The 12,372-nt window shown below is 62.7% G+C and carries 14 protein-coding genes; 6 read left to right on the forward strand and 8 right to left on the reverse strand.

Translation table 11 applies throughout. The features are described from left to right. Window position 1: 1 nt before the first annotated feature. Window positions 2-991, reverse strand: coding sequence for a TIM barrel protein (locus tag NKH60_RS01245; protein WP_352870902.1), 990 nt, complete (start codon window positions 989-991; stop codon window positions 2-4). Between the two features lie 247 nt (window positions 992-1,238). Here NKH60_RS01245 and NKH60_RS01250 point away from each other — a divergent pair, with 247 nt between their 5' ends. Beyond that, window positions 1,239-2,717 (forward strand): esterase-like activity of phytase family protein, encoded by a 1,479-nt coding sequence (locus NKH60_RS01250; RefSeq protein ID WP_352831195.1) that lies wholly within the window; start codon window positions 1,239-1,241, stop codon window positions 2,715-2,717. A gap of 146 nt (window positions 2,718-2,863) precedes the next feature. Here the strand turns inward: NKH60_RS01250 and NKH60_RS01255 are convergent, their stop codons facing one another. Further along, window positions 2,864-3,649, reverse strand: a complete 786-nt coding sequence (locus NKH60_RS01255; protein WP_352501044.1) for a L,D-transpeptidase — start codon at window positions 3,647-3,649, stop codon at window positions 2,864-2,866. A 191-nt stretch (window positions 3,650-3,840) separates the two neighbouring features. Here NKH60_RS01255 and NKH60_RS01260 point away from each other — a divergent pair, with 191 nt between their 5' ends. Continuing rightward, on the forward strand, window positions 3,841-5,313 hold the full coding sequence (locus NKH60_RS01260; protein ID WP_352767769.1) for an MATE family efflux transporter: 1,473 nt from the start codon (window positions 3,841-3,843) through the stop codon (window positions 5,311-5,313). A 9-nt stretch (window positions 5,314-5,322) separates the two neighbouring features. Here the strand turns inward: NKH60_RS01260 and NKH60_RS01265 are convergent, their stop codons facing one another. Beyond that, entirely contained in the window at window positions 5,323-6,531 is a 1,209-nt protein-coding gene (locus NKH60_RS01265) for an MFS transporter (protein ID WP_352831197.1), read from the reverse strand. A gap of 156 nt (window positions 6,532-6,687) precedes the next feature. On the opposite strand from NKH60_RS01265, the gene NKH60_RS01270 reads away from it, so the two are divergent. Then, the gene (locus tag NKH60_RS01270; protein ID WP_023676740.1) at window positions 6,688-7,263 is read left to right on the forward strand and encodes a TMEM175 family protein; all 576 of its coding nucleotides are present in this window, start codon (window positions 6,688-6,690) and stop codon (window positions 7,261-7,263) included. A 7-nt stretch (window positions 7,264-7,270) separates the two neighbouring features. Here the strand turns inward: NKH60_RS01270 and NKH60_RS01275 are convergent, their stop codons facing one another. Next, the gene (locus tag NKH60_RS01275; protein ID WP_023676741.1) at window positions 7,271-7,552 is read right to left on the reverse strand and encodes a hypothetical protein; all 282 of its coding nucleotides are present in this window, start codon (window positions 7,550-7,552) and stop codon (window positions 7,271-7,273) included. 130 nt (window positions 7,553-7,682) lie between these two features. Here NKH60_RS01275 and NKH60_RS01280 point away from each other — a divergent pair, with 130 nt between their 5' ends. After that, window positions 7,683-8,555, forward strand: a complete 873-nt coding sequence (locus NKH60_RS01280) for an SDR family NAD(P)-dependent oxidoreductase (RefSeq protein ID WP_352831199.1) — start codon at window positions 7,683-7,685, stop codon at window positions 8,553-8,555. Window positions 8,556-8,624: 69 nt separating this feature from the next. Here the strand turns inward: NKH60_RS01280 and NKH60_RS01285 are convergent, their stop codons facing one another. The 3 genes from NKH60_RS01285 to NKH60_RS01295 form a co-directional block, all read right to left on the reverse strand. After that, a complete protein-coding gene (locus tag NKH60_RS01285) occupies window positions 8,625-9,056 on the reverse strand; it encodes a low affinity iron permease family protein (RefSeq protein WP_031211766.1) in 432 nt (143 codons plus the stop codon). A gap of 170 nt (window positions 9,057-9,226) precedes the next feature. Continuing rightward, window positions 9,227-9,868 carry a DapH/DapD/GlmU-related protein gene (locus NKH60_RS01290; protein ID WP_352471576.1) on the reverse strand — a complete coding sequence of 214 codons (642 nt, stop codon included), beginning with the start codon at window positions 9,866-9,868 and terminating at the stop codon, window positions 9,227-9,229. A gap of 96 nt (window positions 9,869-9,964) precedes the next feature. Then, window positions 9,965-10,453, reverse strand: coding sequence for a CreA family protein (locus NKH60_RS01295; RefSeq protein ID WP_254818969.1), 489 nt, complete (start codon window positions 10,451-10,453; stop codon window positions 9,965-9,967). 204 nt (window positions 10,454-10,657) lie between these two features. On the opposite strand from NKH60_RS01295, the gene NKH60_RS01300 reads away from it, so the two are divergent. Then, window positions 10,658-11,236 carry an SCO family protein gene (locus NKH60_RS01300; protein WP_352831201.1) on the forward strand — a complete coding sequence of 193 codons (579 nt, stop codon included), beginning with the start codon at window positions 10,658-10,660 and terminating at the stop codon, window positions 11,234-11,236. An 11-nt stretch (window positions 11,237-11,247) separates the two neighbouring features. Continuing rightward, complete coding sequence (locus tag NKH60_RS01305) at window positions 11,248-12,120, forward strand: 50S ribosomal protein L11 methyltransferase (protein WP_352767762.1); 873 nt, start codon at window positions 11,248-11,250, stop codon at window positions 12,118-12,120. A gap of 39 nt (window positions 12,121-12,159) precedes the next feature. Here NKH60_RS01305 and NKH60_RS01310 read toward each other — a convergent pair whose 3' ends face one another. After that, window positions 12,160-12,339 (reverse strand): hypothetical protein, encoded by a 180-nt coding sequence (locus NKH60_RS01310; RefSeq protein WP_352450114.1) that lies wholly within the window; start codon window positions 12,337-12,339, stop codon window positions 12,160-12,162. Window positions 12,340-12,372: the final 33 nt, after the last annotated feature.

Below are 12,372 nucleotides of genomic sequence, written 5' to 3' on the forward strand. Positions count from 1 at the left end.
CTCAGCTGTCCGGCCCGAGCATGGCTTCCTGGATGATGGCCTGCGAGGCGACCGCGTCCTGACGGTCGACGGCACTGGACAGGCGATTGTCCTTTTCCAGCCGATCGACGAAGCGCAGCATGCGCTTGACAGTCGCGATGTTGACTTCGCATTCGTGGACCGGGTCGAGCCCGGTCATGTCGGGGAACGTGTCGAAGTAGATGGCGCCGGCATAGCCGTCTCGACGGATCTGCTTGAGCAGCTCGATCGTCTGCAGCGTATGCACGGCCCCGACCATCAGGCCGTCGTCGCGCTTGGCGTAGCCGTCGTTGAGATGCACGCCGAGCAGCTTGCTGTGTCGCGCCACGAGTGCTGCGGCAAAGGCCGGCTGCTCGTCGGCATAGAGCACATGGGCGAAATCGAGCGTCACGCCGAGATTTGGCAGGCCGATCTCGCGGATCGCCAGCAATGTAGTCGCCGCATCTGGCATCAGGCTGTAGGAGCGCGGCTCGTTGGGTTTGTATTCAAGGCTGATTTGGCAGCCCGGATCATGCGCCGCAACTTCACGAATGCCATCGATTTCGTGTTGCCAGAGCGCTGCGTAGTCCACCTGGAAGGCATAGTCGAAGCCATCCTGCCCGAGCCACAAGGTCATCAGGCTGGCGCCCGCCTCGCGCGTGGCGTCGATGCCGGCCTTGGTCAGGTCGATGGCTTCGCGGCGAATGGCAGGATCCGGGTTGGTGAAGGCGCCGAGCTTGAAAGCCGGATTGGAATAGTAGCGCATGGCGAAACCATTGATGGAAAGCCCGATATCGCCGAGTTTGCGCGCTATTTCCGCAGGCTTTTCATCGACATGGTCGGGGAAGTTGAGGTCGAGATCGGTCAACTCCGCAACCTTCGCCGCACGTGCCGCCATTTGCAGCATGGACGGTTTGCCGACAAGATCGGGCCACTCGGCCTGTGGCCGCGAGGCAAAGGAATTGAGGCGGGTGGCGAAACGATAGGCAGTCATCGGGGACCTTTCATTGTCATAACTTTACATTAGAACGATTATTTGTAAAGTTGTTAATTGCTCGCTCGGCGACGACGAATTCGCCATACCCAGGCCAGTTGCGACCACGGGGGACAAGCAAGCGCGGCACTGTCACGCAAGTATCATGTTCGCGTCCTAGATCGCTTCTCCGAAGGCTTTCGCGGCATCCTTGATGCGACGCGGCGCTTTTTCAGATCCCGGCAGCTTTGTCTCAAAGAGGATACCCATGAAAAACCTGCACCGAACCGCGTCCCTCGCCGTCGCGCTGGCGATGTTCACCGCCTTGACCCCGGCCTTGGCAGAAAACGCCGCGACCGTCGGCGGCGTCAGCTTCGTCAACAAGGGCATGGTCGGTGTCGGCCGCATCCCGGCCAGCCAGAAGGACAAGTTCGGCGAGACGTTTGGCTCGGGCTCGGGCATGTCGATCGACGCTGCCGGCTGGACACATGGCGCCGATGGCTACAAGGGCTCGCTATGGCTGCTGCCGGATCGCGGCTACAATGTCGTCGGCACCACCGATTACCGTCCGCGCCTCAACACGATCGCCATCGAGTTCGCCCCGATCGCGCCGGGTGCGGCACCGGCCACCGGCCAGGAACAATCGGGCCTCAAGGCGACGCTTGCAGACACCATCCTTTTGACCGACGACAAGGGTACCGACGCAACCGGCCTCGATCCGCTCAACGGCGTGCGTGCCGCGACCGACGACATGCCGATCCTGCCCGAAGCCAACGGCAAGCTCGCGCTCGATAACGAAGCGATCGCGCGGCTGCCCGACGGCACGCTGTTCATCTCGGACGAATACGGTCCGAACATCTACCGCTTCTCCGCCGATGGGCGTCTGATGTCGGCAACGCAGCCGCCGGCGGCGCTTGTCCCGATGCGTCACGGGACGCCAAACTTTGCTTCCAACAATCCGGGACTTGGCGCGGCAGACCCAGATCCGAAGGATCCCGAAACCGGCCGTCAGAACAACCAGGGCCTCGAAGGCATGGCGCTGACGCCGGACGGGAAGTTCCTGATTGCCGTGCTGCAGTCGGCCCCAAGGCAGGATGGCGGCGATTCCGCCTCGACGCGTCAGAACACGCGCGCGCTGGTCTACGATGCCTCGGATCCCGGCCAGCTCAAGCTCGCGCATGAATATGTCGTGCCGCTGCCGATGTTCACCGATGCCAAGGGCAAAACCAAGATCGCCGCGCAGAGCGAAATCGTGGCGCTGTCGGACAAGACCTTCCTGATGCTGGCGCGCGACAGCGGCAATGGCCAGGGGCTGAAGGGCGACACCTCGCTCCACCGCGAGATCAGCGTCGTCGATCTGTCTGCGGCAACCGATGTCGCCGGCACAGAATTCGACAAGGACAAGCCGCTGGCGCCCAAGGGTGAGCTCGATCCATCGGTGACGCCGGCCAAGCTGACGCCGCTCATTGACATCAACGACAAGACCGAGCTCGGCCGCTTCGGGCTGCACAATGGCGCGCCCAACGACCGCAACAACCTTTCGGAGAAGTGGGAGGCGATGTCGGTGGTGAGCGTCCTCGATCCGACACTGCCCGACGACTATTTCCTGTTCGTCGCCAATGACAATGACTTCCTCACGCAGGACGGCTTCCAGGTAGGCGCGGCCTACAAGGCCGAGGATGGCGCCGATGTCGACACCATGTTCCTGGTCTATCAGGTCACGCTCCCAGGCCTCGCCAAGAAGTAGCGGCACCCATACAGGCGGACGCGCGGAACGCGTCCGCCTGAGCTGGCGCGATTGAGCGGTCGTGCCCTTCAGTTGCGGCTCGCCCGCGCAAGGACGGTGTCCCAGTGCGTTGCAAAACCTGCGACTGACGATCCAGTCGAAGGCACTTACCTCAACATCTCCGCGTCCTTTGGCACGCCGGCATCGATCGGCTCGGCCGTCCTGTTCGACACGGCGGCGATCTTCCCGGCGGCCGACAGGTTCGGGCGCACGAAGACCGGCGCGACGCCGTCGACGCGGCTGTAGAGGTCGATAATGTCCTGATTCATGAAGCGCACACAGCCGGAGGAAGCGTTCTTCCCAATGGAATCCCACTCCGGCGTGCCGTGCAGCCTATACATCGTGTCCTTGCCGTCACGGAAGAGATACAGCGCGCGGGCACCAAGCGGGCTCTGCGGGCCGGGCGGCATGCCGTCCTTGTATTTCGCCAGTTCCGGCCGGCGTTGGATCATTTCCGGCGGCGGCGTCCAGACCGGCCACTTCTTCCTCGCCTGTACCACGGCGCTGCCGGTCCATCCGAAACCGGCCTTGCCGAGGCTGACGCCATAGCGAATTGCCTTGCCGCCGTCGCGCACCAGATAGAGGAAGTGCTCGGAAGTATCGACGACGATCGTGCCGGGTTTTTCTCCAGTCGGGTCGGCCACGATTTGACGCACGAATTTCGGATCGACCTTGGCTACCGGGATTGCCGGCAGTTGATAGCCCTCGTCCATGCGCGCGGCATACATGCTTGCGGCATCGCCGAAAGCCGGATCGCTTGGTGCCGCGGGCACCGGCGCCGCCACGTCCGTCGTAGTGCACGACGAAAGAGCCACGGAGGCCGCGCCCAGAGCGGATGCACCAAGAAAGGCGCGCCGGTTCAGGCGCTCAAAAAACAACGGAATATCGGACATGAGCCCCCCGGCCTACCCATGAGATCCAGGAAAATGCGGCCCCACGCGTGCGGGATCAATATACGATTCCGGAAGGTTGAGAAATGCTTAGATCAAGGCACGCCAGGCGGAATTTACAGCGCCGCATCGACCTCTCCCGTTAAATCGGCAATCATTGCGGACTCAGACAAGCCTTCGCCGAGTTGCCTGCCATGGACGACAACATGCCCCCGCGCCGGCAGACCGGCGACCTCACCAGTGGGCCTATCCCGCGCACCCTGTTGCTGTTTGCCCTGCCGGTGCTCGGCTCCAATGTGCTGCAGTCGCTCAACGGCTCGATAAATGCCGTGTGGGTCGGCCGTTTCCTCGGTGAAGCGGCGCTGACCGCCACGTCCAATGCCAACCTCGTGCTGTTTCTCATCCTCGGCACCGTCTTCGGCATCGGCATGGCGGCGACCATCCTGGTCGCACAATCCGTCGGCGCTCGTGACCTGCCCGAAGCCCGGCGCATCGTCGGAACCAGCGCCACCTTCTTCTTCCTCGTCTCGGTGGTGTTCGCGGTCTGCGGCTGGATCTGGGTCGATGCGATCCTCGATGCGCTCGGCACGCCGGCCGACGCGTTGCCGCTGGCGCGCTCCTATCTGCGCATCATCTTCCTCGCCGTGCCGATGATGAACCTGCTGTCCTTCGTCATGACGGTGCTGCGCGGCGCCGGCGATTCGCGCACGCCTTTCCTTTTTATGGCGCTGGCAGTCATGCTCGACGTCGTTTTGAACCCGTTGCTCATCCTCGGCATCGGCCCGTTCCCCGAACTCGGCATCGCCGGCTCGGCCACCTCGACGCTGATCGGCCAGACGGTAAGCGTGGTTGCCATCCTGATCGTGCTTTATGCGCGCAAGCACCCGCTGCGGCTGGCCGGCGCTAATCTCGCTCTGCTGCGGCCGGACCCGGCGCTGCTGCGCATCGTCGTCTTCAAGGGCGTGCCGATGGGCCTGCAGATGATCGTCGTTTCGGCCGCGGCGCTGACGGTGATGGGCATGGTCAACTCGTACGGCTCGCAGGTCGCGGCTGCCTACGGCATAGCCGCACAGCTCTGGACCTATATCCAGATGCCGGCGCTCGCCATCGGCGCCGCGGTGTCGTCCATGGCGGCGCAAAATGTCGGCGCCAGGCGCTGGGACCGGATTGGACGCATCGCCACCTCCGGCGTCGGCTTCAACCTTGTGCTCACCGGGATGCTCGTCGCGCTGCTGTTCGTATTCGATCGCGCGGTGCTCAGCCTCTTCCTTGGCAGCGACAGTGCAGCAATCGACATCGCCACTCACATTAACAAGATCGCGTCGTGGTCCTTCATCCTGTTCGGCATCACCATCGTGCTCTTCGCCACCGTGCGTGCCACCGGCGCGGTGATGCCGCCGCTGATCATCCTGGTGATCTCGGTGCTGCTGGTGCGCACCAGCTTCGCCTATTTCTTCCGAAGCGTGATCGGCGAGGAAGCTCTGTGGTGGAGCTTTCCGGCTGGCTCTGTAACCTCGCTCGTGCTGGCCGCGGCCTATTATCGCTTCGGCCGCTGGCGCAGCCTGCACATGATCGAGAGCCGGCCGGCTGCCGGCGAACCGCCGGATACCGGCCTCGGCGTACCGCGCCAGCGCGCGCACCTTTCGCCCGAGACACCGAACGGCTGAAAGGTCGGCTCAGCGCGCGTATTTCGCGCCAAACCCGAGAGCGACCAGGGAAAAGACGACAATCATGCCGGCAAAGGCCAGGCTTGCCGCGGTCGCACCTGCCACCGTCGACAGAACGCCGATGCCGATGACCGGCAGCGCGTTGCCGCAAAAACAGCAGATGAAGAAGGCCGAGACGACTTCGGCGCGCCGGTCCGCCGGCGCGATCTCGTTCACCACTTGCAAGCCGCCGCGATAGCCGAGCGCTGCCGCCACGCCGCACAAGGCGGTGCCGGCAATCATTATGGTCATCGAGGCGAAGACCTGCGCCGCAACAATCAGCGCGACGGTTGGGATCATCAGCGCAAGCGCCGCGAACATCGCGGCTCGGCTCGAAAGACGTGCCGTCGCTACAATGGTGGCGGCCGTCACGATCGCCAATTCAAAGAACAGAGCGCCGGCTTCGGCATGGTTGGTTACCTGCAGTTGCTGCGCCAAAATGCTCGGTGCGAGTGCTGCATAAAAGCCGACCAGCGCCATTGCGCCAAAGCCGGTCACCGCCGGCGCAACGAAATTTGCGCGGATGGCATCGGGCACGGAAAGGCGCGGCCGCATCGAAACGTCAGCCAGTTTCCCCGGCCGCGAAACGGTTTCCCGCGTGCGCCAGACCAGCAGGGTTACAGTCGCGAGCATCGCCAGGTAGACGACGAATGTCAGCCTGAGCGGCCAAGGCGCGTATTCGGCGAGCAACCCGGCTCCCAGCGCACCGAGGCCGAGGCCGAGAAAATTGGTGCTGGTGGCAATCGTCGCCGCCTGTGACTTGTCGTCGGTCGGGAGCAATTCGGCGAGCCAGGCGGTGCCGGTGCCCGCGCCGACGCCGATTCCCAGTCCGCTCAGAATTCGGGCGATGTCGAGCCATGCGACATTTTCGGCGAACAGGAAAACCACCGCGCTGACCACGGCCACCGCCATCCCGGCCAATGCCATTGGACGGCGCCCGATGACATCGGACACACGCCCCAACATCAGCAGCGCCGCCAGATTGCCGATGACATAGACGGCGTAGACCAGCGTCAAAGTGATCTGTGAGAAGCCGAAGACCTGCTTGTAGATGATGTAAAGCGGCGTCAGCGCCGTGCTGCCGGCGAAAAGAGCCGCGATCATAGCGGCCACGGTGGCCGCTGCAGCGCGGCCGCCGAGTTCGTAATCGCGCGTCATGACTTGAGCGTGAGCGGTCATTTTTTCGACCTTTTGCTGTTCGGGATCTGACATCCTAACGCCTTTTTCGCGTCAGCCGTTCCCCCTCCCCGGCTTGCTCCTGACAAGTTTGGCAGCTTTGCCGATGGCGCTGAGCGAGATCCTCTTTTAACTTCAGCGGATTGTCAGGGGAGATTCATGGGCAAGGGACGAGTCGAGGCATTCACCGATGGCGTGGTCGCCATCATCATCACCATCATGGTGCTGGAATTGAAGGTGCCGCATGGCGAGGATTTTTCCGCGCTGGCACCACTCTGGCCGATCTTCCTCAGCTATGTGCTGTCCTTCATCAATGTCGGCATCTACTGGAACAATTTGCACAACATGTTCCATACCGTGCAGCGGGTCGACGGCCGCGTGCTGTGGGCGAACCTCAACCTGCTGTTCTGGCTATCGCTGATGCCGGCGACGACAGCCTTCATGGGTGAGAACCATTTCGCGCCGGTGCCGGTTGCTGTCTATGGCGTCGACCTGGCGCTCTGCGCCATCGGCTTCAACATCCTCACCATGGCCCTGCATCGACTGCACGGCAACGAGACTCTCTTCGCCAGGGCGTTGGGCAATGACCTCAAGGGAAAGATCTCGCTGGTCCTCTATCTTTCCGCCATCGCGCTGACCTTCGTCAATCACTGGATCGGTGTCTCGATCTATGTCCTGGTGGCGATGATCTGGTTCGTGCCGGACAGACGCTTCGAGCGGCTGATCGAGAAATAGGCCCCGTCTAGCCTCGCATTGCTTTCAGCTTTTCCGCTACCGAAGCGGCAAGGTCGGCGTAGCGCTCCTCCAGCCGCTCGGCCGCCTTGATCACTGAAAAATCATGGCCGAATTTTTCCAGCGCCATACGCAGCTTTTCGACGAATTCGGCCTGTTTTTCGAGCGCCGAAAACAGCGTCATAACTTGCGCTTCGCTGATGTCGGGATTGGCGAGCATCTGCGGTACTTCGCGGCTCATCTGGTCGCCGGTGGCGGTCTGTTCTTTCAGGATCTCGATCCAGTCGGTCAATCGTCAGGTCTCCTTTTTCGATATCAGCATGCGCAGCGCCCGCCGATGCGGTCAACCCGAAGATGCCGGGACCGGCTTGCGCGAGCCTTTTTCCGCGCTAAGTTCGCCGCGGCCAGAACAGGAGAAAATCATGACCACCGACGCCGAGATCCAGACCGCCCTGCCCGCACTTGCCTCCGGCAATGTCGCCGTCATCACCGGCGCGGCCAGCGGCATCGGCCTTGCCGCTGCCAAACGGCTGGCGGCGATGGGCATGAAGATCGTGCTGGCCGATATCGGCGGCGAACGCGTTGATGAGGCTGCCCGCGCCGTCGCTGCTATCGGCGGGCAGAGCGCCGTGCTTGCCGTCGCCACCGATGTCTCGAAGGCCCAAGACCTCGACCGGCTGGCCGAACGGACATCCGGCACTTTCGGCGACGTCTCGCTGCTGATGAACAATGCCGGCGTCGGCAACAACCCCGGCAAGCCCTGGGAGAACCGTGACGCCTGGAAGCGACTGCTGGACATCAATTTCTGGGGTGTCGTCCATGGCGTCGAGGCCTTCGCGCCGCGCATGCTGGCGGCGGGAAAGCCCGGCCTGATCGTCAACACCGGCTCCAAGCAAGGCATCACCACGCCGCCCGGAAACCTTGCCTACAACGTCTCCAAGGCCGGCGTGAAAACCTATACCGAGGGCCTTGCACACGCGCTGCGCAATGAGCCCGGCGCCAATGTCGCGGCGCATCTGCTCATTCCGGGGTTCACTTTTACCGGCCTGACCGAAGGCGCCACCGAAAAGCCGGCCGGAGCCTGGACCGGCGAGCAGGTCATCGACTTCATGCTGGCCTCGCTGCTGCGTGGCGATTTCTACATCCTGTGTCCCGATAACGAGGCGACCCGGCCCATGGACGAAAAGCGCATGGCCTGGGCAATCGGCGATATCATTGAGAACCGTCCTGCTCTGTCGCGCTGGCATCCGGACTACAAGGATGCTTTCGCGGCATTCATGACACGCAGCGCATGATCCCGAACCGAAGATCACCGTAGCAAAGAATCGGATCCGATCTTCGCAGGTATGCGCCGGACCTTTATATCACGCCGCTGCGTGCTTCTTCGTGTTCCGCTTCTTCGCCATGGCTTTCTCGGCTGCCAACTCGGCAAGCTTCTGATCATGCCGCTTCGCTGCCTGTTCGCATTTCTTGCGGATCTCTTCGACCTCGGTCTCAGTCAGGTGTTCGATACCGATGAAGGTGTTCTGGGCTGTGCTGACCCGGATCAATTCGTCGAGCTTCGCCTGGATCGCAGCGCCATCGCGGTTCTGGGTGTTCTGGATGAGAAACACCATCAGGAAGGTGACGACCGTCGTGCCGGTGTTGATGACGAGCTGCCAGGTGTCCGAAAAGCCGAACATCGGCCCGCTTGCCGCCCAGACGACGATGATCAGGAAACAGACGGCAAACGTCGGCGGCAGGCCGGCAAAATGGGCGACGTTGTTGGCGATCCTGGTGAAAAGCTTCTCAATCATTCAAACTCCCTCAACAGCCGGGCGACGAACCCGGACGGAAGCCGAGTTCATTGTGTCTGCAGAAACAGTTGGCAGCCGCTCCTGGTTCCCTCGTGGCGGAAGATCGCGGGTACATTGTTGGAGGAGCAGATCGCGCAGGCCGTCGGACCGCTTGCAGATACGCCCCGAAGTCAGGGGGCGCCGTTTTCCCAGCGGTCGAGGAAAGCCTCGATGGGCAAGGCCTGCATGTCGGGGACTGCCCTGGCCAGTTTCTCGACCGGCCAGTCCCACCAGGCAAGACGTTCGATCCGGGCCGCAGTTCCCGCGCTGAAGCGCTGCCGCAATGGCGTGGCCGGAACGCCGGCGACGATTGCATAGGCCGGCACGTCGCGCGTCACCACCGAGTTGGCACCGACGATCGCGCCATTGCCGATCGCCACGCCCGGCATGATCACGGCGCCATGGCCGATCCAGACATCGTGGCCGATGCTGACGGCTCTCGCCCGCCGCCGGTCGCGGAATGCCTGATCGACACCCAGCCAGCGGAAGTACTCGTTGGGCCGATAGCTGATTTTGTGCTGCGTCAGCCGCTCGACCGGATGCTCCAGCGCATTGATGCGGCTGTTGGCGGCGATCGAGCAGAATTTGCCGATCGTCGTATAGATCGCCTCGGCGTGGCGCTCGAAGTAGGAAAAGTCGCCGACCATCACCTCGCGCAGGATGACGCGCTCGCCGATCGACGCATAACGTCCAAGCTTGCACGCCTTCAGCTCCGCCGTCGGATGGATGCGCGGCTCGGGATCTTTTAGGACAAGGTGTTCAGGACGGTCCATGCGGGCGCTTTACGCCCGCGCGCATAGTCTCGCAAGCCGAGTGCAGCGCCGCGCATCCGTTTGGACGCGCCAAGGACCCCGTAGCACCTTCAGTCTCTATTTCGGCTTGCCGCTGGTCCACACCACGTTCTGGCCGTAGAGCGGCACGGTGGTGACCGACATTTTTGCCGAGCCATCCTGCACCTGGCGCGAATGCGACAGGTAGATCAGCGTCTCGTTGGCCTTGTCGTAGATGCGGTTCACCACCTGCTTTTTCCAGATCAGGCTGATGCCTTGCTTGAACACCTCCTCGCCGGCCTCGCTCATGTCGATGTCGCCAATGGTGATCGGCCCGGTCTGGCGGCAGGAGATCGAGGAATCGGACGGGTCCTCGAACCAGTTGCCTTTCTGCAGGCGGTCGATCATGCCACGGTCGAAATAGGAGACGTGGCAGGTCACGCCCTCGACCTTCGGATCCTTGATCGCCTCGACGATGATATCGTTGCCGAGCCAATCGACGCCGACCTTGCCGACTTCCTCGGCGGCGGCCGCGCCGGCGCCAATGACCAGGCATGCGGCTAACGCACCGCCAATCAGTTTTCGCAAAGAGGCCTCCTGCGGTTCGAATTTGCCGACCTCAGGTGGGACGAACGGCAGCGCTTTGCAAGCAGATCGCCTCCCACAGGATTGCCGGTTGCGGCAACGCGACATCTTTGCGTCGGCGCGACCGAACCGCTAAGAGTGTTCGCCAAGCCAGGGCCTTCACGGCGCCAACCCGGCGCCCGATGGAAATAACGACGGACTTCACTGATGATGCGTTCAATTCTGGTCGGTATTCTCGTCCTGATGGCCGCTGGCATCGGCTGGCTCACCTTCGACTGGTACCGCGGACATTATAGCGGCGAGCCGTTCGGAGCACCGTTCACGCTGGTCGACCAGAAGGGCGCGCCGGTCACCGAAGCCGCGTTTCGCGGCCACCCCAGCGTGGTCTTCTTCGGCTTCACGCACTGTCCGGAAGTCTGCCCGACCACGCTTTTCGAGTTGGCCGGCTGGCTGAAGACGATGGGCGACGACGGCAAGAACCTGCGTGCCTATTTCGTTACGGTCGACCCGGAGCGCGATACGCCGGAAATCATGAACACCTATGTCAGCAATTTCTCCGATCGCATCCTCGGCATATCAGGCGATCCGGATAAGGTCCACGCCATGGCCAAGTCCTTCGGCATCTACTGGAAGAAAGTCGACACGAACGACGGCGACTACACGATGGACCACACCGCTTCGGTGCTGCTGCTCAATGCCAAGGGCGATTTCGCCGGCACTATTGCCTATGGCGAAAGCCCGGACGCCGCCATCGCCAAGCTCAAACGGCTGGCGGCGGAAGGTTGACACATCCGGTAATGACGCAGACGCGTTTGTATTTCACCGCGGGCAAGATCGAGGCTGATCGCATCTTCGCGGCGCTCGGTGCGGCGTTCGACGATGAGGGCCTGCCGATTGCAGTGCTCGAGGTCGACGAGGACCGCGACATCCACGAAGTGTCGCTCTATGCCGGCGACGACGTCGATGCGGTCGAGGCGCGGCTCAGGGATGTACTTGCCGGACTGTCGCTGTCGAAGCCTATAGCGCGCGAAACGCTGCCCGACATCGACTGGGTGGCGCGCTCGCTGGAGGGATTGAAGCCGGTGCGGGCCGGGCGCTTCTTCGTCCATGGCGCGCATGACCGCAGGAAGCGCCACAGCGGCGAAATCGCCATAGAGATCGAGGCCGGCCTTGCTTTCGGCACCGGCCATCACGGCACCACCGCCGGCTGCCTCGAAATGCTGGAGCAGGTCGTACGGCGCGAGCATCCGCGCAACGCGCTCGACCTTGGCACCGGCAGCGCGGTGCTCGCGATCGCAGTGGCCAGGCTCGCGCATATACCGGTGCTGGCGACCGACATCGACCCGGTCGCCGTCAAGGTGGCCGCCGCCAATGCGCGGCTGAACCACGTCAAGGGGCTCGTCGAAACAGTGACGGCGCCCGGATTCCACCACCCGATCTTTGCCGCGCGCGCGCCCTTCGACTTGATCGTCGCCAACATATTGGCGCGGCCGCTGATGCGCCTGGCGCCGCAAATGGCGGAGCATATCGCGCTCGGTGGCTCGATTGTTTTGTCGGGCATCCTCGAGCGCCAGCGCGATGCGGTAATCGCGGCCTATGTCGGCCAGAAATTCCGGCACGTCCGCACCTTGCACCGCGAGGGCTGGGTGACGATTCACCTCAAGCGCTGAGGCGCGACGCCTTCAACGCAAGCCGGAATCCGCTCGGACTTAGCGCGAGTTCGCCGCTTTCTTCAGCTGTTCGCGATCGTAGCCGTGAGCTTTCAGCGTTTCGTCGTCAAAGCCAAGCAGAACGCCGCTTACATACCGGCTCGCTTCGCGCTGGCGAGCTTCGATCAGCGCTTTCACAGCGTTTTTGAAAAATCCGCGTCTAGGTGAAATCGTGGACATGACGGTCTCCTTTGCAGGGCAACAGGACTTTTC

This window comes from Mesorhizobium sp. M1006 (genome assembly GCF_040318825.1).
In the GTDB taxonomy this organism is placed as follows: domain Bacteria; phylum Pseudomonadota; class Alphaproteobacteria; order Rhizobiales; family Rhizobiaceae; genus Mesorhizobium.

Coding starts and splice junctions, on each gene's coding strand:
- NKH60_RS01265 (WP_352831197.1), bottom strand. CDS start 6,531: ATGACCGCTCACGCTCAAGTCATGACGCGCGATTACGAACTCGGCGGC.
- NKH60_RS01245 (WP_352870902.1), bottom strand. CDS start 991: ATGACTGCCTATCGTTTCGCCACCCGCCTCAATTCCTTTGCCTCGCGG.
- NKH60_RS01280 (WP_352831199.1), top strand. CDS start 7,683: ATGACCACCGACGCCGAGATCCAGACCGCCCTGCCCGCACTTGCCTCC.
- NKH60_RS01310 (WP_352450114.1), bottom strand. CDS start 12,339: ATGTCCACGATTTCACCTAGACGCGGATTTTTCAAAAACGCTGTGAAA.
- NKH60_RS01270 (WP_023676740.1), top strand. CDS start 6,688: ATGGGCAAGGGACGAGTCGAGGCATTCACCGATGGCGTGGTCGCCATC.
- NKH60_RS01300 (WP_352831201.1), top strand. CDS start 10,658: ATGATGCGTTCAATTCTGGTCGGTATTCTCGTCCTGATGGCCGCTGGC.
- NKH60_RS01260 (WP_352767769.1), top strand. CDS start 3,841: ATGGACGACAACATGCCCCCGCGCCGGCAGACCGGCGACCTCACCAGT.
- NKH60_RS01285 (WP_031211766.1), bottom strand. CDS start 9,056: ATGATTGAGAAGCTTTTCACCAGGATCGCCAACAACGTCGCCCATTTT.
- NKH60_RS01305 (WP_352767762.1), top strand. CDS start 11,248: ATGACGCAGACGCGTTTGTATTTCACCGCGGGCAAGATCGAGGCTGAT.
- NKH60_RS01255 (WP_352501044.1), bottom strand. CDS start 3,649: ATGTCCGATATTCCGTTGTTTTTTGAGCGCCTGAACCGGCGCGCCTTT.
- NKH60_RS01290 (WP_352471576.1), bottom strand. CDS start 9,868: ATGGACCGTCCTGAACACCTTGTCCTAAAAGATCCCGAGCCGCGCATC.
- NKH60_RS01250 (WP_352831195.1), top strand. CDS start 1,239: ATGAAAAACCTGCACCGAACCGCGTCCCTCGCCGTCGCGCTGGCGATG.